General features: G+C 26.9%; 20 protein-coding genes. 19 read left to right on the top strand and 1 reads right to left on the bottom strand.

Features of this window, described 5'->3' with window-relative positions; genetic code table 11:
• Positions 1–18: 18 nt before the first annotated feature.
• Positions 19–864, bottom strand: coding sequence for a phosphatase (locus QZ321_RS10720; RefSeq protein ID WP_291747385.1), 846 nt, complete (start codon positions 862–864; stop codon positions 19–21).
• A 144-nt stretch (positions 865–1,008) separates the two neighbouring features.
• On the opposite strand from QZ321_RS10720, the gene QZ321_RS10715 reads away from it, so the two are divergent.
• From QZ321_RS10715 to rodA, 19 genes are all read left to right on the top strand, one after another.
• Positions 1,009–1,959 carry a PD-(D/E)XK nuclease family protein gene (locus QZ321_RS10715; RefSeq protein WP_291747382.1) on the top strand — a complete coding sequence of 317 codons (951 nt, stop codon included), beginning with the start codon at positions 1,009–1,011 and terminating at the stop codon, positions 1,957–1,959.
• Positions 1,960–2,026: 67 nt separating this feature from the next.
• Positions 2,027–2,281 (top strand): hypothetical protein, encoded by a 255-nt coding sequence (locus QZ321_RS10710; RefSeq protein WP_291747379.1) that lies wholly within the window; start codon positions 2,027–2,029, stop codon positions 2,279–2,281.
• 151 nt (positions 2,282–2,432) lie between these two features.
• Positions 2,433–2,615: an alpha/beta-type small acid-soluble spore protein gene (locus QZ321_RS10705; RefSeq protein WP_195986300.1), complete on the top strand. Its 183-nt coding sequence runs from the start codon at positions 2,433–2,435 to the stop codon at positions 2,613–2,615.
• Positions 2,616–3,077: 462 nt separating this feature from the next.
• Positions 3,078–4,874 (top strand): DNA mismatch repair protein MutS, encoded by a 1,797-nt coding sequence (locus QZ321_RS10700; RefSeq protein WP_294196797.1) that lies wholly within the window; start codon positions 3,078–3,080, stop codon positions 4,872–4,874.
• 51 nt (positions 4,875–4,925) lie between these two features.
• Positions 4,926–5,831 carry a 3'-5' exonuclease gene (locus QZ321_RS10695; RefSeq protein ID WP_291743707.1) on the top strand — a complete coding sequence of 302 codons (906 nt, stop codon included), beginning with the start codon at positions 4,926–4,928 and terminating at the stop codon, positions 5,829–5,831.
• Between the two features lie 106 nt (positions 5,832–5,937).
• Complete coding sequence (locus QZ321_RS10690) at positions 5,938–6,357, top strand: CBS domain-containing protein (protein ID WP_291743709.1); 420 nt, start codon at positions 5,938–5,940, stop codon at positions 6,355–6,357.
• 111 nt (positions 6,358–6,468) lie between these two features.
• A complete protein-coding gene (gene rpsA / locus QZ321_RS10685; protein ID WP_291743712.1) occupies positions 6,469–7,611 on the top strand; it encodes a 30S ribosomal protein S1 in 1,143 nt (380 codons plus the stop codon).
• Between the two features lie 69 nt (positions 7,612–7,680).
• Positions 7,681–9,132: an aminoacyl-histidine dipeptidase gene (locus QZ321_RS10680; RefSeq protein ID WP_291743714.1), complete on the top strand. Its 1,452-nt coding sequence runs from the start codon at positions 7,681–7,683 to the stop codon at positions 9,130–9,132.
• Between the two features lie 367 nt (positions 9,133–9,499).
• Positions 9,500–10,297, top strand: coding sequence for a hypothetical protein (locus QZ321_RS10675; protein WP_291747373.1), 798 nt, complete (start codon positions 9,500–9,502; stop codon positions 10,295–10,297).
• Positions 10,298–10,565: 268 nt separating this feature from the next.
• The gene (locus QZ321_RS10670; protein ID WP_291742401.1) at positions 10,566–11,132 is read left to right on the top strand and encodes a Maf-like protein; all 567 of its coding nucleotides are present in this window, start codon (positions 10,566–10,568) and stop codon (positions 11,130–11,132) included.
• Positions 11,133–11,168: 36 nt separating this feature from the next.
• Positions 11,169–11,858: a DNA repair protein RadC gene (radC, locus tag QZ321_RS10665; protein WP_291742398.1), complete on the top strand. Its 690-nt coding sequence runs from the start codon at positions 11,169–11,171 to the stop codon at positions 11,856–11,858.
• A 17-nt stretch (positions 11,859–11,875) separates the two neighbouring features.
• Entirely contained in the window at positions 11,876–12,895 is a 1,020-nt protein-coding gene (locus QZ321_RS10660; protein WP_291742395.1) for a rod shape-determining protein, read from the top strand.
• Positions 12,895–13,737, top strand: coding sequence for a rod shape-determining protein MreC (mreC, locus tag QZ321_RS10655; protein WP_291742392.1), 843 nt, complete (start codon positions 12,895–12,897; stop codon positions 13,735–13,737). The genes QZ321_RS10660 and mreC overlap by 1 nt, the downstream gene beginning before the upstream one ends.
• Positions 13,738–13,741: 4 nt before the next feature.
• The gene (gene mreD, locus QZ321_RS10650) at positions 13,742–14,233 is read left to right on the top strand and encodes a rod shape-determining protein MreD (RefSeq protein WP_291747370.1); all 492 of its coding nucleotides are present in this window, start codon (positions 13,742–13,744) and stop codon (positions 14,231–14,233) included.
• On the top strand, positions 14,230–17,136 hold the full coding sequence (locus tag QZ321_RS10645; protein WP_294196794.1) for a penicillin-binding transpeptidase domain-containing protein: 2,907 nt from the start codon (positions 14,230–14,232) through the stop codon (positions 17,134–17,136). Before mreD ends, QZ321_RS10645 begins: the two co-directional genes overlap by 4 nt.
• 258 nt (positions 17,137–17,394) lie before the next feature.
• On the top strand, positions 17,395–18,042 hold the full coding sequence (gene minC, locus QZ321_RS10640) for a septum site-determining protein MinC (protein ID WP_291742383.1): 648 nt from the start codon (positions 17,395–17,397) through the stop codon (positions 18,040–18,042).
• 15 nt (positions 18,043–18,057) lie between these two features.
• Positions 18,058–18,855 carry a septum site-determining protein MinD gene (gene minD / locus QZ321_RS10635; protein WP_291747366.1) on the top strand — a complete coding sequence of 266 codons (798 nt, stop codon included), beginning with the start codon at positions 18,058–18,060 and terminating at the stop codon, positions 18,853–18,855.
• Between the two features lie 14 nt (positions 18,856–18,869).
• On the top strand, positions 18,870–19,139 hold the full coding sequence (minE, locus tag QZ321_RS10630) for a cell division topological specificity factor MinE (protein WP_291742377.1): 270 nt from the start codon (positions 18,870–18,872) through the stop codon (positions 19,137–19,139).
• A gap of 162 nt (positions 19,140–19,301) precedes the next feature.
• Positions 19,302–20,438: a rod shape-determining protein RodA gene (gene rodA / locus QZ321_RS10625; protein WP_291742374.1), complete on the top strand. Its 1,137-nt coding sequence runs from the start codon at positions 19,302–19,304 to the stop codon at positions 20,436–20,438.
• Positions 20,439–20,445 lie beyond the last annotated feature (7 nt).

Raw genomic sequence — 20,445 nt, 5'->3', positions numbered from 1 at the left:
AGGTTAGGAGTTTTTTATTTAATTTTGATTAATCCAAGTTGAATAAGATGTAGCATAATTATCAGATTTATTTTTTGAAACATAATCATAAAAATCTTCTAAAAATTCAAATTGACGTTTATTATCATGAAGATTAACACCACCAGCATTATATTGATATGAAACTATTTGATCTAATGATAAATTAGTGGTATTCATTAAAATTTGATACATAGACATAAATGTAGTTGTTCTACCTTCTCCAGCATCACAATGAAAATGAAGGTGTAAATCTGAAGGTTTTGTTTTAACAAATTCAATAAATTCATCTACAATTTCAGCTGTAGGAGCACCATTATCTTTTACTGCGTATCTTTTATATTGCATACCAGCTTGGGTTACTACGCATGATTCATTACTTATAAAATCAACAGTTATTTCTTTAAAAAGAATACCTGATTTTTTATGAATATTTAATGAATTATTTAATTTTATTTTTGATAAAAGAGCATCTTCTGTTTTTAGTGTTTGATTTGTAGTAAATCCATTATTTAAATCTTTATTAGGATCATAAAAACTTATAGCATAATTATTAACTAATCCATGAGATTCTTGTCTTAAGTCTACAATACATATATTTGGTTTGTTTATAGATTTTTTTAAATTAGTTGCTTGTTCAGCAGTAAATTCAGAACTTCCTGAAATATCTAAACTAGGTATATGTCTAAATCTATCAGGTAATCCTGTAGTTGAAGTATTATCTCTAACTATTAAAGTATGATTTTTTCGATTTGATAGTGCGTCTAAGGGTGAAGCAGAAATTAAATTAACGCTTAAAAGCATTAATGAAATACAAGTAAGTACTTTTAAAACAAATTTTTTCATAAGTTAAATCTCCTTAATTTTATTTAGTTTATTAATATCTTTCGTATTAAGTATTAAATTTATTCTTATTTATTAAATATGTGTTTATACAATTAACTTGATATGGTAAAAATATTAATATATAGTTAAATTAGGAGAAAAGTAATGCGTAGCAGTTATCAAGAAAGAAAATATCCTGAAAAATCATGGTCTATCTCAAAAATGAAAACTTTAGAAAATTGTGAAAGAAATTATTATTACACATATTATAAAAGTCATAATGGATGGATATATACAAGTTCAGATGAACAAAAGATGGCGTGGCGGCTAAAGAAACTAACTAATCTATGGATTTGTTTTGGTGAAGTAATTCATAAAGAAATTAGAGGTATTATTAATATTTGTAAAAAGGATAAAACCAAATTTATGTCAGCTACGAGATTTAATGAGATTGCTTTAAATAAGCTTAGAATTATAATAAAAGAAAGCATACAAAAATATAATACAAAGGATTGGGATGAATATCCTAATGGTACAATGCTTCAAGAATATTATTATGGAGATAGAATATCAAAAGAAGTTGGGAATGAATTAAAAGAAAGATTAATTAATTGTATAAATAATTTTTATGTATCAAAAAGTTTTGAAGATATTTTAAAACCAGAAACAGTAATAGTAGAAAATGATGAAGATGTATTTAATAGCATTATTTATAATAATTTAAAAGTATATTCTAAGATAGATTTATTATACAAAGATTATGATGGATATTATGTAATAGTTGATTGGAAAACAGGTAAATATTCTGAAAGTGATAAAGAGCAATTATTAGTTTATGCTTGGTATATAATGGAGCAGTATAATGTTCATTATTCTAGAATTAAAGGAAGAATAGAATATCTTTTAGATGGACATGCAAAAGAAATAACATTTAAAACAGAAGATATTGAGTTTATAAAAAATAAGGTTTCTATAGATTTAAAAATAATAAATAGTTACCTAGAAGATGTAGAATTAAATAAACCAAAATCAAAAGATATGTTTCAAAAATCAATAAATAAACTTAAATGTAAAAGTTGTAAATATAGATTGTTATGCGAGGATGATTGTGTTTAAAAGTTTATAATTTGGATATAACTTATAAAAGAATTTATTAAAGTAGATTTAAGTATAGAGGTGAAATATGAGTTTTATTCAAATTCAATTTATAATTTTTTTTAGTATAATTATTTGTTCAATTATTGGTGGAAAAAAAGCATCATTAATAGCAAGCGCAGTTTGGATTTTAGAAACAATAGCAATTTATAATACTAGTAAAATAAACTATATGCAACTTATATCAGTTTCATTATCTTTTCAAATAGGAATTTTATTAGCTGTATTTAGAGATTTCATAGTTAAAAGAATTAAAAAAGTAAGAAGTAAAGAAGTAAACTAGCCTTATCTATAATTATGAAATAAAGGAATTATTTACTTGTAATATAAAAACCTATATTGGTTAATATAATAGTGTAAACAGAAACAACTTAAATGTGAATGATTTAAGTTTAGTTTACAAAATTACCGCTAAACCAGAGGAGGAATCGATTATGTCAAAAACATTAGTTCCAGAAGCAAAACAAGGATTAAGTGCATTCAAGAACGAAGTTGCATCAGAAATGGGAGTTCCATTTACAGATTATAATGGTAACTTAACATCTAGACAATGTGGTTCCGTTGGTGGTGAAATGGTTAAAAGAATGGTAGAACAATACGAAAGTGGATTAAAATAAACACCATTAACTACCACAATCAGACGGGTTAAAGGAAACAATACTTCGAGAGGGTGAGTACTGTTATGGGTGATATACCACCTGAAATTTAATCTATCATTCAAAAAGGAAAGAGAGATATTAAAGTAGATTTTATCTACGATAATATCTCTTTTTTTTTTATTTATATAAATTTTTAGAAAATTTTAGGAATCTTTATAAATAAGGCAATTTATGCTAAAATATGAACTGAAGTTAGGAAAAATATATATTTAAAAAGCGTAGGTATTTAAAATAATTCTATAATTATCATATTTATTAGTTTAAAGTAACTTATTTAATTTGTAAAATTATTAATGTAAAAAATAATATAAAGTATAAGTATATTTAAATTAATAACTTAAAATATAATTTAATATGGATTAAATGGCAAAAATAGTCTAAACTTAAAAGTGTAAATTTATTTAAAGAGGTAGTAAATATATGAAAAATTCCTTGAGTTACTATAAAAATAATATAGAGAAAATTAATGAACAGTTAAAAAGTTTAGAAAAAAAACTTATAGCTTTTTCTATTATACGTTTTATTATTGTTATTTTAGGATTGATAGCAATGTATTATTACTATAAGCAAGATAGTATAGAAGGTTTAGGGGTTAGTTTTCTTTGTGCCTTATTTGTATTCCTAATAATTGTATTTTTTCATAGTGAAAGAATAAATTTAAAAAAAAGATTACTGACTATGCTTGAGTATTATGAAAAAGGAATAAAGAGATTAGATAATACTTGGAAGGAATTTAGTGATATTGGTGAAGAGTTTATTGATAAAAATCATAGTTTTTCAAGTGATCTAGATATTTTTGGTAAAAAGTCTTTATTTCAATGGATAAATTTAACTAGAACTAAGTTTGGAAGAAAAAAATTAGCACATAAGATGATGTTAAATGATTTACCTACAAGATATGAAATACAAGATAATCAAGAAGCAATAAAGGAATTATCTAAAAAGAGAGATTTTTGTGAAAAATTATATTTTGAAGCAACTATACAAAATAAGAAGAAAGAAAATATAGAAGAGCTATTAAAATGGGATAAAAGTGAGGAGAAAAATAGTTTTACAATAAAGTATGTATCTTATATTTTTATAGCTATAACATTAATTCTTATATTCCTAACAATTATTGGGCGTTTTCCAGTAACATATTTATTATTGGATTTAATGATAAACTATTTAGTTATTAAATTATTAACTAGAAAATTAAGTAGTGTAATAGATACATTTATAAACAATAAAAGAGAAATAATTAAATATAGTAATTTATTAGGACTTATACAAGATGAAAGCTTTGAATCTAAAAAGTTATTAGAGCTTCAAAAAGATTTATTAGGCTCTAATATAAATTGTAAAGCGGAAATGAAAAAGTTAAGGAATATAGTTAATTGGTTAGGGGATAGCACTTCTAATGCATATTATCTTATAATAAATGTATTTTTAATGAGTGATATTTTTATTCTTTGCAATTTAGAAGAGTGGAGAATTAAAAATGGTTATAAATTAGAAAAGTGGCTAGAAATTATGGGCGAAATAGAAGCATTAGTAAGTTTGTCAACTTTAGCATTTGAACATCAAGCTTGGAGTTATGCTAAAATATCTGGAGTAAATGAAATTGAAGCAAGAGGTTTAGCTCATCCACTATTAGGAGAAAGAGCAAAAGTTAATGATTTTAATCTTTGTGGTAATGAAAGAGTAGCTTTAATAACAGGATCTAATATGTCTGGTAAGAGTACGTTTTTAAGAACTATAGGGTTTAATATGATATTAACTTATTTAGGATTACCAACTTGTTCAAAATTTTTTAAATGTGGAATTAGTAATATTTATACCTGCATGAGAACTCAAGATAATTTAGATGAAAATATATCTTCTTTTTATGCTGAAATATTAAGGATAAAGTTAGTTATTGAAGCTGCTAAGTCAGGGAAAAAAGTATTTTTTTTATTAGATGAAATATTTAAAGGAACTAATTCACAGGATAGACATGATGGAGCAAGGATTTTAATAGAGCAACTTGTTAAGCTTCAAGCAGTTGGATTAGTATCTACACATGATTTAGAGTTATGTAATTTAGAGCAAGAAAAAAGTTGGTTGGTTAATTATAACTTTAGAGAGTATTATAAGAACAATAAAATTAATTTTGATTATATTCTCAGAAGAGGAAAAAGTGAAACACAAAATGCAAAGCATCTTATGAAGTTAGCTGGCATTGATATTGAAGATTAATTTGCTAATTTGACTTTAGATATTTGTCATTAGTAGAAGGGTGGGGGAATTTTGGCTTTTATAATAATAGATTTAGAATTTAATAATTTAAGTGGAATACATAAGTGTATTCCTAACGTTTATAATGAATATCCAAATTTGAAAAAGCTGGATTTATCAAATGAAATAATAGAAATAGGAGCAGTTAAACTAGATGCTCATATGCAACCTTGTGAAGAATTGAAAGTTTTTATAAAGCCATCAGTTATTCCGGTAATAAATCCTAAAATATTAGATATAACAAAAATAAATATAAAAGATATAGAAAATGGTGTTCATTTTATAGAGGGTCTTAATAAGCTTAAAGGTATGGTCAATGAAGGTGATATAATTTGTTCATGGGCAAAGGATGACATAGTAGAAATAATAAAAAATGCAAATTACTATGGATATAGTGATTTAAGTTGGATTAAAAATTATTTAGATATTCAAGAGTATGTTACAAAGATATTAGGTTATAAAAAGTCTTTAAGCTTAAAAAATGCTTTAAAAGCATTAAAAATAAAAGTAAATGAAGGTACATTACATGATGCATTAAATGATGCTATATATACAGCGCATGTGTTTAAGAATTTATATAATTCTAGGGCAATAAAAAAATATATAATAGAAGATGTTTATAATATGCCAGCTTTAGAGGTTACTTCTTTAGATGGAATAGAACTTAATTATGATAAAATAAATCAAATGTGCCCTAAATGTCAAAAAAAGATAGAAGTTGATTATCCTTTTAGCCCAGTAGGGTGGAGATTTATATCTCTTGGAACTTGTACAAAATGTAATAGTAGAATATTAAATGAGCTTATTGTAAGAAAGAGCTTATGTGGTGAAGAGATATATAAAGAAGTTGCAACAGTAATAGATGAATATGATTATTTACGATATGAAAATAAATTAAAACATAAAGTTTATAATTAAAATATACTACATGAATAAATTATTAAAATTTAATGATAATATAACAATTATATTTTATATATGATAAAATGAAGAAGAAGTATTATTTAAAGGAAGGAAAGAGGATATGAATATTGCATTTCTTTTAACTCCTAAAAATGAGGTAATTTACGAATATATAGATGCAACAATGAGGCAAGTTATTGAAAGAATGGAGCATCATGGTTACACAGCAATACCACTAATAGACAAGCTGGGGAGATATGTTGGAACTTTAACTGAAGGAGATTTGTTGTGGAAATTAAAGAATACTGAAAATCTTAATTTTAAAAATACTGAAAATGTTAAAGTTAGTGAAATAGCTATAAGAACAAAGCATAAAAGTGTTTCAATTAATGCAGATGTTGAAAGTATTATTAGACTAGCGACAACTCAAAATTTTGTACCAGTAGTTGATGATGAAGGTACATTTATAGGAATAATAAAGCGTAGTGACATAATAAACTATTGTTATAATTCAATTAAGAAAAACAAGGAAATATTATAAAATTTAAATAAAGCTACTCTTCAATGAGTAGCTTTTTTTGTCTTTTACTTGTATAAAATTTGACAGTGACTTAAAATTAATAAGAGATATTTTTACAAAGGAGTGGATATTATGACAGTTGAATTTAATGAAAATTCAATGGGAGATCTTTTGAAGGAGTTTGATGTTAAAAGAATTAATTCTGGAGATATATTAAAAGGTCAAATTATTGATGTTAATGAAAAGGAGGCAACAGTTAATATCAATTATGCATTTGATGGAATAATATCAAAGGAAGAATTAGCTTTAGGAGATGTTTCACCACTAGATGTTGTTAACCCTGGAGACATATTAGATGTATACGTTATTTCACCAAATGATGGTGAAGGTTATGTTAAGCTTTCTAGATTAAGAGCATTACAAATTACAGAAAAAGAAGATTTAAAAAAAGCATTTAAAAATGAAGAACCTATAAAAGTTTTAGTAAAAGAAGAAGTTAAGGGTGGATTAGTTGCATATTATGGGTCAATAAGAGTATTTATCCCAGCTTCATTAGCTTCAAGAGAAAGAATAGAGTTAAGCAGTTTATTAGAAAAAGAAATTGAAGTTAAGTTAACAGAATTAGATTTAAGAAACAGAAAGGTCGTTGCTTCTAGAAGAATATTAGAAGAAGAAGTTTACCAAACTAAGAAAAAGGAACTTTGGAAAAACTTAAAAAGTGGAGAAAAAAGACAAGGTACAGTTAAGAAAATAATTAAAGCTGGTGCTATTGTAGATATTGGTGGAATTACTGGATTAATTCATATAAATGATTTAGCTTGGGAAAGAGTAAAAAGAGTAGAAGATATAGTAAATGTTGGAGATAATGTTACTGTATTTGTTGGGGATGTTGACATAGAACATGAAAGAGTGTCTTTAATATTAAAAGATGTAGATAAAGAACCATGGAAGGTTCATGCTGACAGTATAAAAGCTGGTGATATTATTGAAGGAAAAGTAGTTAAGTTTATGTCATTTGGAGCATTTATAGAATTATTTTCAGGTATTGAAGGTTTAGTTCATATAAATGAAATTACAGATGAAAATATAGCTAAGCCATCTGATGTTCTTGAAATAGGACAAATGGTTAAGGTTAAGGTTTTAGATGTTAATAAGGAAAATAAGAGAATTTCATTAAGTATTAAAGATGCTATTGAAACATCAAATGAATATTTACAATATAATGATAATGATGACGATGTTACATTAGGAGATTTATTTAAAGATCTATTTTAATATATAGATACAATAACCTAATTAATATATAATTACTATAAGACAATTAAAGAGCAAGGAGACTTAAGTATGAAAGTTTTACAAAATTTAGAGCCAAAAGCAGTTTTTGAATATTTTGAAGAGATTTCAAATATTCCAAGAGGTTCAGGAAATGAAAAAGAAATAAGTGATTACTTATTAAATTTTGGGAAGAGCTTAGGGCTTGAATCAATTCAAGATAAAGCATTAAATGTTATTATTAAAAAGCCAGGAACAAAAGGATATGAAAATGCTCCTACAGTTATTATTCAAGGTCACATGGATATGGTTTGCGAAAAGAATAATGGTGTAGAACATGATTTTGAAAAAGATCCATTAAAATTAAGAATAGTAGATGACTATATATATGCAACAGATACAACATTAGGAGCTGATAATGGTATTGCAGTTGCTTATGCTATGGCAATATTAGCTTCAAATGATATTCCACATCCACCAATAGAAGTATTAATTACTACTGATGAAGAAACAGGAATGTCTGGAGCAATGGCTATTGATAAAGAAAATATTGATGGTAAAATATTAATAAATTTAGATAATGAAGAAGAGGGATATCTTTTAGTAAGTTGTGCTGGTGGAGTAAGAAGCACAGGAACTATTAATATAGAAAAACAAGATATTAAAGATAAAGCTTTAATAAAAATAAACATATCAGGTCTTAAAGGTGGTCACTCTGGTATGGATATAATTAAAGAAAGAGGAAATTCAAATAAAATTTTAGGTAGAGTTCTTAAAGGATTATCAAGAGAAGTTAAATTTAATATCATTAGTTTAAATGGTGGATCTAAAAATAATGCAATTCCAAGAGAAGCTGAAGCTATTATTTCTACAAGCATTAATGATGAAGAAACAGTTATGAATGTAATAAAAAATTGGAATGATATAATAGCAAGTGAGTTAAGAGCTCAAGATCCAGGAGTAAAAATTGAAGGTTCAATTGCTAGTGAAAACTTAGAAAAAGAATTTACAGATGAATCTACTAGTAAAGTTCTTGATTTATTATACTTATATCCAAATGGAATAAATTCAAAGAGTGTTGATATAGATGGATTAGTAGAAAGTTCAACTAATTTAGGAGTTTTAACTACTAATGACACAACAGTAGAATTTGATTCAGCTATAAGAAGCTCTGTTCCATCATTAAAAGAGGAAATAGTTTTAAGAAGCAAAACTATAGTTGAACTTTTAGGAGGAGAATTTACTACTACATCAGATTATCCAGCATGGCAATATAACCCTGATTCACAAATAAGAGAAATATGCCAAAGGGTTCACAAAGAGCTTTACGGTAAGGAAGCTGAAATTGTAGCAATTCATGCAGGAGTTGAATGTGGATTATTTAATGAGAAGTTAGGTAATCTAGATATGATAAGCTTTGGGCCAAATCTTTATGATGTTCATACTCCAGATGAGCACATGAGTATTTCATCAGTTAAAAATTGTTATGAATATTTAAAAGCAATACTTAAAGAAATTAAATAATTATTAAATAAATTTATATCAAAACAATTTTTATATAGATTATTATTAAAAATTTATTTGATTAAAAGGAGTTGTATTTCTATTGAATTAAAAATTTCAATAGGATGCAGCTCTTTTTTGTTTATTAAAAATAATAATTTTTAAATGTTAAAGTTAATTAAATTATATTTAATTTTGTAAATAAAAGCATACTTAATAAATTTTAAACTTTAAAATTATAAGCTAATATATTTTAAGTAAACTTTAAGACAGTTACTTTGTTTTGAAGGTAAAAATTATTTTATTATGTATATAAATAATTCTTAATGAATATATTGTAATGTAATAATTAAAAACATAATAATTTATTGATAGGGAGGATGAGAAAGTGAGGTATACAAGATATAACTATAAGAAAAAGAAAAATAATGACCTTTTAAAACTTATTTTATCTTTTGTTGGAACTAGCATATTTGTAATAATAGTCGGGGTATTACTTGCAAATGTCATAGTTCATTTTTTACCATTAAATAATGCAGGGACAACAGATGATGGAAATAAAAATGAAGTATCACAAGCTAATAATTTAGAAGAGGCAAATAATAAAGTTTCAAATGATGCTGAAAGTATTCCAGTAAACGCTGAGGTAAATAAGAAAAATCAAGAATCAGAAAATGCTCAAGGAAATATTAATACTAGTTTTACAGCTATTCAATGCGGTTATTTTGCTCAAGAAGGTAATGCGAAAGATTACTTTAATAAAATATCTAATGAATATGGGGCATTTATATATAATGACGCCGATAAATTTAAAGTTTTAGCAGGTATTTATAAAGGGGATGAGGGGCAAGCAACTATAGATAGATTAACTTCAAGTGGAATTGAATGTGCTAAGGTTGAATTTGATTTAAATGGAATTAATGCTATTGAAAGTCAAGTTGCTGGAATATATGATGGATATTTAGATATATTAAATACTGCATTTAAGGATGATGTAAAGTCAGTAGACACTACTGATTTTAAAACATGGGTTGGAAAATTGGATGATATAAAAGAAGGAGATAAAAAAGAAGTTTTGTCTGACTTAAAAAAACATATTAATGAATTAGGTTCTGAAATAGTCAAAGAGGATGTTTCCAATGAAATACAATATTTATATAAAGTTTTATTAAACTTTAAGAAATAGAAAAAAAGAATGAATAAATATCAATAAATGTAAAAAAATATATTAAAAATTAAGTATAATTTATAGAATTTTCTACAAAAAATTCATATATAAAAAGAGGAAAATGCTTGTTTGAATACCTATTAAGTGATAAACTATATTAGAAATAAAGATAGGTTACAAGTATTTACCTCTTTTTATTATGTTTTAAATTAAATTTTAAAGTCAGGTGCAAGACTAACGTTAAATTGGGAATAATATTTAATAAATGACTGTAGGGTGTGATATTTTGAAAGTTATATTAGCATCTGCTTCAGAGCGTAGAAAAGAGTTATTATCTAGAATAGTAAGTGATTTTGAAGTTAGAGTTAGTGATTTTGATGAAGATTCAGTACAAGTTAATAATGACATAGAAACATATGTTAAATCATTATCTCAAGGAAAAGCTAAATCAGTTGCAGCAAACTGTAGTGAGAATTCTATAATAATAGGTGCTGATACTATAGTTGTTATAGATAATAAGGTTCTCGGAAAACCAAAAGATAAAAATGATGCTTTTAGAATGCTTAAAGCACTAAGTAATAATGTGCATAGAGTATATTCTGGAGTAACAGTTATTAATAACAAAACAAAAGTAATGAAAAGTGAATGTTTATATACAGAGGTTTATTTTTCAGAGCTTTCAGATGAGGAAATATGGAAGTACATAGACACCGAAGAATGTTTAGATAAAGCAGGAGCTTATGGAATACAGGGCTTTGGTGGAATATTCGTTAAGAGGATAAATGGATGTTACTACAATGTAGTTGGTTTACCATTAAACTTACTAAACAAAATGATAAAAGAAATTTTATAATTGGGGAGATGGATATTATTACTTAAAGGAGTGCTTATGGCAGAAAATATAAAAGTAAGTGATATACCATTAAACGAAAGACCAGTTGAAAAGTTACTTCAGTTTGGAGTAGAAAGTTTAAGTAACGAAGAGCTATTAGCTATATTACTAAGAACAGGTACAAAAGGAGAAAACGTCATAGCTTTAAGTAGAAGATTATTAATTGAGCTAGATGGTTTAGACGGGCTTTTAAATGTAAGTTTTGAAAAGGCAAGTAAAATTAAAGGTATTAAAAAAGTTAAAGCTTGTCAGATAATTGCAATGATGGAGTTATTTAATAGGTTTAGGACATTAAAGTCTCAGAGAGAAAATTTTAAAATATCATCTCCGAAAGATGTTTCCACATTATTAATTAATGAAATGTGCAATTTTAAGCAAGAAGTATTTAAGTTAATACTATTAAACACTAAAAATATTGTAATAGGAACTAAAGATGTATTTAAGGGAACTTTAAATATGTCTGTAGTACATCCAAGAGAAGTTTTTAAAGAAGCAATTCAAAGAGGAAGTGCAAGTATAATAGTTTGTCACAACCACCCTTCAGGAGATCCAACTCCTAGTAAAGAAGATATTAACATAACTCTTAGATTAAAAGAGTGTGGGAAAATTATGGGAATTGAATTGTTAGACCATATTATAATTGGTAATAATAAATATATTAGTTTAAAGGAAAAAGGAATTATATAATTGAAAGGGGAATTCATATGGGATTTTTCATTAGTAACAAAGATATGGGAATAGATTTAGGAACAGCTAACACGCTTGTTTTCGTTAAAGGAAAAGGAATTGTGTTAAGTGAGCCTTCAGTTGTAGCAATAAACAGTAATACAAGAAAACCTCTAGCAGTTGGTCAAGAAGCAAAGCTTATGATAGGTAGAACACCAGGAAACATTGTTGCAATAAGACCTCTTAAGGATGGAGTTATAGCAGATTTTGATGTTGCTCAAACTATGCTTAAAAAATTAATAGAAAAGGTAACAAGTAAAAGTGCATTTACTAGTCCAAGAATAATAGTATGTTATCCATCAGGAGTAACAGAAGTTGAAAGAAGAGCTATTGAAGAAGCTGCAAAATTTGCTGGAGCAAGAGATGTTGTTTTAATGGAAGAACCAATGGCTGCTGCCATTGGAGCAGGACTTCCAGTTGGAGAACCTACAGGAAGCATGATAGTTGACATTGGAGGGGGAACTACTGAAGTTGCGATTATTTCATTAGGAGGAATAGTAACTAGCAAATCGTTAAGAGTTGCTGGTGATGAATTAGATCAATCAATAATAGCATATGTTAAAAAAGAATTTAGCTTAATGATTGGTGAAAGAACAGCAGAACAAATAAAAATGGAGTTAGGATCAGCATATAAGATTGATGAAGAAAATGCTTCTATGGATATCAAGGGAAGAGATATGATAACTGGTCTTCCAAAGATAGTTACAATAACAGAGGATCAAATAAGAGAAGCATTAAAGGAGCCAGTATATTCAATTATTGAATCAATAAAGACTACATTAGAAAAAACTCCACCTGAATTATCAGCTGATATAATGGAAAAAGGAATAATGTTAGCTGGAGGCGGAGCTTTACTTAAAGGACTAGATAAACTAATAAACCAAGAAACAAACATGCCTGTTCACATTGCTGAGACACCATTAGATTGCGTTGTTTTAGGAGCAGGAAAGGCACTAGAAAATTTTGATGAATTAAGCAAGAATCAAAGAGGTCAATAATGAAACCTTTTAAAAATAAACTGGCAGTAACTATTGTGGTACTGTCAGTTGCCTTTTTAGGCATAATTATTTTCAGTTTAAAAAGCAATTCAAATATTATATCTAGTGGTGCAGGTAGTGTTATTAGTCCATTACAAAAGATAATCTATAGTGCAAATGATAAATTAAATGGATCTTTAGATTTTTTAATTAATTTTTCAAAAGTAAAACAAGAAAATAAAGAACTTACAGATAAAAATGCAGAGTTAGAAAATAAGTTAGTTGAATATAACAGAATGAAGGAAGAAAATACAAGATTAAGAGAAATGTTTAATTATTCCGAGGCACATAAAAACTATAATTATTTAGGATGTAATATAGTTGGATATAGTGGAGGAAATATTTCAAATGGATATATAATCGATAAGGGTACTAATGATGGAATAAAGAAGGATATGATAGTAATAACTCCAGCTGGATTAGTTGGAAAGGTTACAAAATCAGAAGGTAATCATTCCATAGTTCAAACTATATTAAATGAAAATATTGCAGTGGCTTCTATGGTGGAAAGTACTAGGGAAACAACAGGAATATTACAAGGTGCTACAAGTAATAAAAATAAAAATTTAACTATATTATCAAATATTCCAATTGAATCTGAGATAAAAGAGGGAGATGTAATTTTAACTTCTGGTCTTGGAACAATGTATCCACAAGAAATTAGAATTGGAGAAGTGGTTTCAGTAGAGGTAGATAGTGTTGGAATTATGAAAAAGGCTGTTGTTAAGCCATATGTAGATTTTAATAAATTGGAAGAATTATTTATTGTAATTCCTAAAGAAGAAATTGGTATTAGGGAGTAATGGTATGAAGAGAGTATATTTAATAATTATTTCATTAATTTTATTAATAATAGATAATACATTATTGCCATATTACTCAATAAATGGAGCTTTTCCAAGTTTATTATTTGTATTTGCTATAGCTTATTCAATTATAGTTGGTGAAGAAGAGGCTGTATTTATAGGAATAATTACTGGTTTTTTGCAAGATATATTTTTCTTTTCAGGATTTGGGGTAAATCTATTTTTAAATATGCTTTTATGTTTTTTATGTGCAAAAATAGGAGAAAGTATATTTAAAGAAAATAGACTAGTAGTAGTATTGACTTCTCTTGGTATTTCAATATTAAAAGTTTTAGGTGTAGTAATTATATTTAAGTTGTTTTCGCAAAAAATAAATATATCTATAGCATTAATTTCATGTGTATTAAATGCTATTTGTATGATGCTTTTCTATACTTTAATATTAAAAACTTTAGATAAATATTTAGACAGAAATACATGGAGGTTTAAATGATAGATAATAAACCTAAAAAAGATAAAGAAAATTCAAGATATTCTGTTTTGTATATAATTATGTTTATAATGATGGGAACAATTATTGTTAAGTTATTATATCTTCAAGTATACAAATATGATGATTATAAAGAAAGAGCTGATGTAAGCTCGACTAAATTTATTTCAGAGGAAGCTCCAAGAGGAAATATATATGATAGTGAAGGAAATGTTATTGCAACTAATAAGCAAACTTATACTTTAACTTATATGGAAACTGAAGATTCAACTAAAGAATTTTACAAAACCATGGATAAAATATTTAAGATATTAGAAAACAATGGTGAAATTTTCCAAGATGATTTAGCTCTTAAAGTTGATGATAACGGAAATATCTATTTTGACTTTAAAACAGATAATGAATCTAACAGGAGAAATCTTGAAATAAGATTTAAAAGAGATAGAGGATTAAATGAAGATATAGAAAAAGATAAGTTTAAAAATAAACAAGGTGATTATACAGATGAAGAAATAAAAGAAGTTAATGATGCCCTTATGGAAATATCTGCAGAAGATACTTTTTATTATCTTGTAAAATCATATGATTTATATAAGCTTTTATTACCAGAAAACTATACTTCAGAAGAAGCAACGGAGTTGGCTAAAAAATATAAAAATTCAACTGGAAGGGAAATATTAGATGACTTATTAAAGGTATATCCTATACAGCAATTAAGAAGATATATTGTTATAAAGGATGCTATAAAAATGGGAAGCTTTAGTGGATACTCTAATATAACAATAGCAAGCAATATAAATAGAGATACTGCATTTATTGTATATCAACAATTAAATGATTTACCAGGTATAAATGTTAGCTTAAAACCAGTTAGATATTATCCATATGGTAGATTAGCATCATCTGTTGTAGGATATGTATCATCAATAAGTAGTTCTCAAAAGGAAAGTTATGAATTGAGGGGATATGATACATCTACGGACTTAATTGGTGTATCTGGAATTGAATCATCTTTTGAGGAACAACTAAAGGGAACGAAGGGTGGAACTACTGTTAAGGTAAATTCTCAAGGAAGAACAACAGAGGAACTATTTAAATTAGAATCTTATCCAGGAAATAATGTTCATTTAACAATTGATAAAAATATACAATATGCTGCTGAAGAAGGATTAAAAGATCAAATTCTTAAACTACAAGGGCAAGGATTAACAAGTGCAACTAGAGGAGCTGTTGTAGCTATAGAGGTTAATACTGGAAGAGTTTTAGCTATGGCAAGTTATCCTAATTTTGATCCTAATGATTTTGCAATTCCTAGTGAATTAAGTACAGAAAAATATAATGAATATTTCAATCCAAATTATGAACTATTTGGTACACAACATATTCAAAAAAGTGGTGCAAAGGGAAGTTTAGATGAACTTTTCCCTATAAATGAATATGGAGTTAGGGAAGATAATTACGATTTGTATCCAAGATCAATGTTTAACTATGCAACCCAAGGTTTAGTACCTCCAGGGTCAACATTTAAGCCATTAACATCTGTTGCGGGCTTAAGTGATGGAGCTATAACTGAAAATGATACTGTTAATGATGTTGGAGTTTGGAGTAATGAGTATACAGGTAATCAAGTTTTAGAAAACTTTCAAAAGATAGGAAATGGGATTACTGATGTAAGAAAAGCACTTGAAGTGTCATCTAACTATTTCTTTTATGAAACTGCTATTAGATTATATGTTAAAAATGGTGCAGATATAAATGCTCTTAACTCTATTGCAAATTACGCTTGGAGATTTGGTTTAGGAGCAGAACAAGGAAAAGCAGCTTCTACAGGCATACAAATATATGAGAACTTTGGGCAAACATATAATTTTGTTTCATGGAGAAGAACATTAGCTTCAAATGCTAAATATAGCTTAGTGCCAGCTCTTGAAGAAGGTGTATACTATGGTTATACATTTGTGCCATTTGATATTAGTGATGTAAGCACTGACCCGGATGAGTTAAAGGAATTAAAAACTAGTTTAAAAAATAATGTAAAAGAAACATTACTTAAAGTTGGAACAAAAGAACAAATTTCTAGTCAAGATGAATATGCTGAAAGTATAATTGATACTGTAAAGAGTATAATGAAAATATCAGATAAATATAAAGAAAATGTAGCTAATTACGAAGCGGCAAATAATAAAAAAGTAGATATAGATTCACAAGCAAAAACAGTAGCTAATGCAATTGCATATTTTACTATAACAAATCAAACATCAGAAATAAAATCTCCAATAAACTTAGTTCAAGATGCTATTGGACAAAGTATGAATGCCTTCACACCCCTGCAAATGGCAAACTATGTTGCTACATTAGCAAATGGTGGAACTCGTTATAAGGTTTCTATTGTTGATAAAGTTACATCACCAACGGGAGAAATTATTCAAGAGTTTAATCCTGAAGTTATAGAAAGTAATCCGATTGATGCAAATATATTAAATGTTATTAAAGATGGAATGAGAAGAGTTAATACTTCACCAGCTAATTCAACCAACCATGCTTTATTTGCTAATTTCCCTATTGCAGTTTGTGGTAAAACAGGAACTGCCGACTTTGGGACATCAGAACAATATGATTTTCAAGGAAGAAAGGCATATGCAAATTATATAAGTTTTGCACCAATGGATAATCCTCAAATCGCAATATTTTCAACTATTTATGATGGAAATAGAGGTGCAAATAGTGCATATATTCATAAAGGAATATATGAAGCTTTCTTTAAAGATGAATTATTAGCTATGAATCCCAATTATGGAGCAATTTCAGAAACGTTTAAAAAATATATTTTAGATGCACCAGCAAATAATAATCAAGAATCATCAGAAGATGCAAATCAAGGTGAGGAACCTAAGGCTGAAGAATAGATTAAAATATAGAAATTTATTAAGGTTAGTAGTTTTATAAAAATAAGAGAGGTTAAAATAGCCTCTCTTATTTTTATAAAAAGGCTTATATAACTTTACTTAAATAAAGAGTTAAAGTACAATTAAATAATGCAGATATTAGCAAAACAAGTATTATTTTATATAAATAATAATGCTTTTAAGTAAGTTATGTTTTAAAATATAGTTATATGATATAATTAAAAGTAAATTGACTTTTAAATTGGTGGAGGATAACCAATGAAGGATGAAAAAATACAAATAAAAGGAAATAAAGACGGAGTAAATATCATAATAGATATGGATAAATTTATAAGTTTTGATAATATGCTTGAAATATTAATATCTGACTTATCAAAAAATAAAGGTTTTTATAAAAACTCTATATTAAAAATAACATTCGATCTTAAACGTATTAATAATAGTGAAATAATTAGATTAAAAGAAGAATTATTTCAAAGTATAGATATAAAGGATTGTATTTTTGATGATATTAATAAAGTTAAAGAAAATAAGTCAGTTAAATTTTTTAACGGAATTAATGAAGGAAAAACCAAATTTATCAAGAAAACAATAAGGGGAGGGCAATCTATTGATTATTTTGGAAATATAATCATAATAGGTGACATTAATAGTGGAGCTGAAGTTTCTGCTGGTGGTAACATTATAGTTCTTGGAGAAATTAAAGGACATGTTAGAGCTGGAGTTGGAGGAAATGATAAAGCAATAATAGCAGCGTTTTTTTTACAACCAGAATTAATGCAAATTTCAGATATATTGACTGTATCACCAAATGACGGATTAAAGCCATCTTATCCAGAAGTTGCACAAATAAATGATGGTTATATAGTAGTAGAACCATATTTACCAAATAAATATATATACTAAAGTGGAGGGATTTACATGGGAATTTCGATTGTTGTTACATCAGGAAAGGGTGGTGTAGGAAAGACTACGACGACAGCAAATTTAGGAACTGCATTAGCGGCGTTAGGAAAAAAAGTTGTTGTAGTTGATGGAGATACTGGTTTAAGAAACCTTGATGTATTAATGGGATTAGAAAATAGAATAGTTTATACAATAATAGATGTAATAGAAAATAGATGTAGATTAAAACAAGCATTAATAAAAGATAAAAGATACAATAATCTTTTTTTATTACCAACAGCTCAAACAAAAGATAAAGATGATATAAGAGCACAAGATATGTTTGATTTAGTTAATAAACTTAAAGAAGAATTTGAGTATGTTATAATTGATTCACCAGCTGGAATTGAACAAGGATTTGAAAATTCTGTTGTTGGTGCTGATAAAGCAATTGTAGTAGTTAATCCGGAAATTACTTCAGTTAGAGATGCGGATAGAGTAATAGGAAAGTTAGATGCAAAAGGATTAGAAGATCATACTATAATAGTTAATAGATTAAATTACGAAATGACAAAAAAGGGAGATATGCTTGACGTATCAGATATTATAGAAACTTTATCTGTTAAATTATTAGGCGTTGTACCTGATGATAAGTGTATAACTATTTCAACTAATAAAGGAGAACCAATAGTATTAGATGAAAAATCTACTTCTGGTCAGGCGTTTAGAAATATAGCTAAAAGACTTACTGGGGAAGAAGTTCCATTAATGAAGTTAGGTACAGAATCTACTGGATTATTTTCAACTATAAGAAGAATTTTTAAGAAAAATTAGGGGGATAAAGGCATATGGATTTATTAAGGGTATTTTCTAACAAAGCTACACCAAAGGAAGTTGCTAAAGACAGATTAAAGTTAATACTTATTCATGATAGAGGTGATTTGTCTCCTGAAATTTTAGATAAGATAAAGGGAGAAATACTAGAAGTTATTTCTAAATATATAGAAATTGATGCTAATGATGTAGAAATATCATTAAACAGAAGTGATGATATTGAGGGAGAAGCTTCACCAGCATTAATTGCCAATATTCCAATAAAAAATATAAAAAGTAGATAATATATAGAGAGATTGTTAAAAATAATAACAGTCTCTTTTTTATTAAATTAATTAATAATTCTTAAAAGTTTATGAATTTTATATATAGTAGTAGAATTATTTATAGAGAAAAATTATGAAATAGGATATAATAAGTGAGGATAAATTCAAGGAGGTAAAATTATGGTACCTTTATCAAAGTTTAAGTTGAATTTAAAAAACTTAAAAAAAGTAGATAAATTGATGTTTATATCTATAATATTAATAACTATGTTTGGAATAGTAAATATTTATCTTGCTAAAAAAGCATCTGTGGGTGGAATGATATTCCCAATAAAACAATCGATATTTTTTATAGCAGCAATATTATTTTTATATTTTATATTATCAATAGATTATTCTATAATCAAGGCATTTACACCAATATTTTATTGGACATCAATAGCATTATTAGTTTTAGTTTTAATAATTGGAGCTAATATTAATGGAGCTCAAGGATGGATAAGACTAGGACCACTATCATTTCAACCAGCAGAATTAGCAAAGATTGCAACTGTTATGATGATGGGAAAGAAGTTAGAAGATTTAGATGGAGAAATAAATAATTTAAAAAACTTCTTTGTACTAGCTTTTTATGCAATAATACCCGCAGGACTTATAGTAATTCAACCAGATATGGGAATGACAATGGTATTATTTTTCATGGTTTTAGGTGTTTTCTTTATAGGTGGATTAGATAAAAGAATAATTATAGGTGGATTAGGTGCTTTAATAGTAGGAATTGTATTAGTATGGAATTCAGGATTAATACATGATTATCAAAAAAGAAGAATAACATCATTTAGAAATCCAGAAACAGATACATCAGGTTCAGGATATCATTTAAGGCAATCACTTATAGCAATTGGTTCAGGAGGATTTCTTGGGACTCTTGATTCTTTGGCTAATGATGGGACAGGTGGATATGCATCCCAATATGTACCGGAAATACAAACAGATTTTATATTTAGTCAAGTATGCCAACAATGGGGAACTTTTGGAGCTATTTGTTTATTATCTTTATATGGAGTTCTTATATCTAGAATGATAAATATAGCACGGACAGCAAAAGATATGTTTGGAAGTATATTAACTACAGGAATGATTTCATATTTCTTATTTGCAATATGGCAAAATATTGGAATGACCATAGGTTTAATGCCTATAACAGGAATAACCTTGCCTTTAGTTAGTTATGGTGGAAGTTCGTTAGCAACAACTATTATTTCCCTTGGGATGGTTCTTAATATAGGTATGAGAAGAAAAAAGATAAATTTTTAAATAATTT

Source organism: uncultured Clostridium sp. (assembly GCF_910588715.1).
Taxonomy (GTDB): Bacteria; Bacillota; Clostridia; order Clostridiales; family Clostridiaceae; genus Clostridium.
Note: the sequence above shows the minus strand (reverse complement) of the source record. Positions and strands in the feature narration are given on the sequence as shown.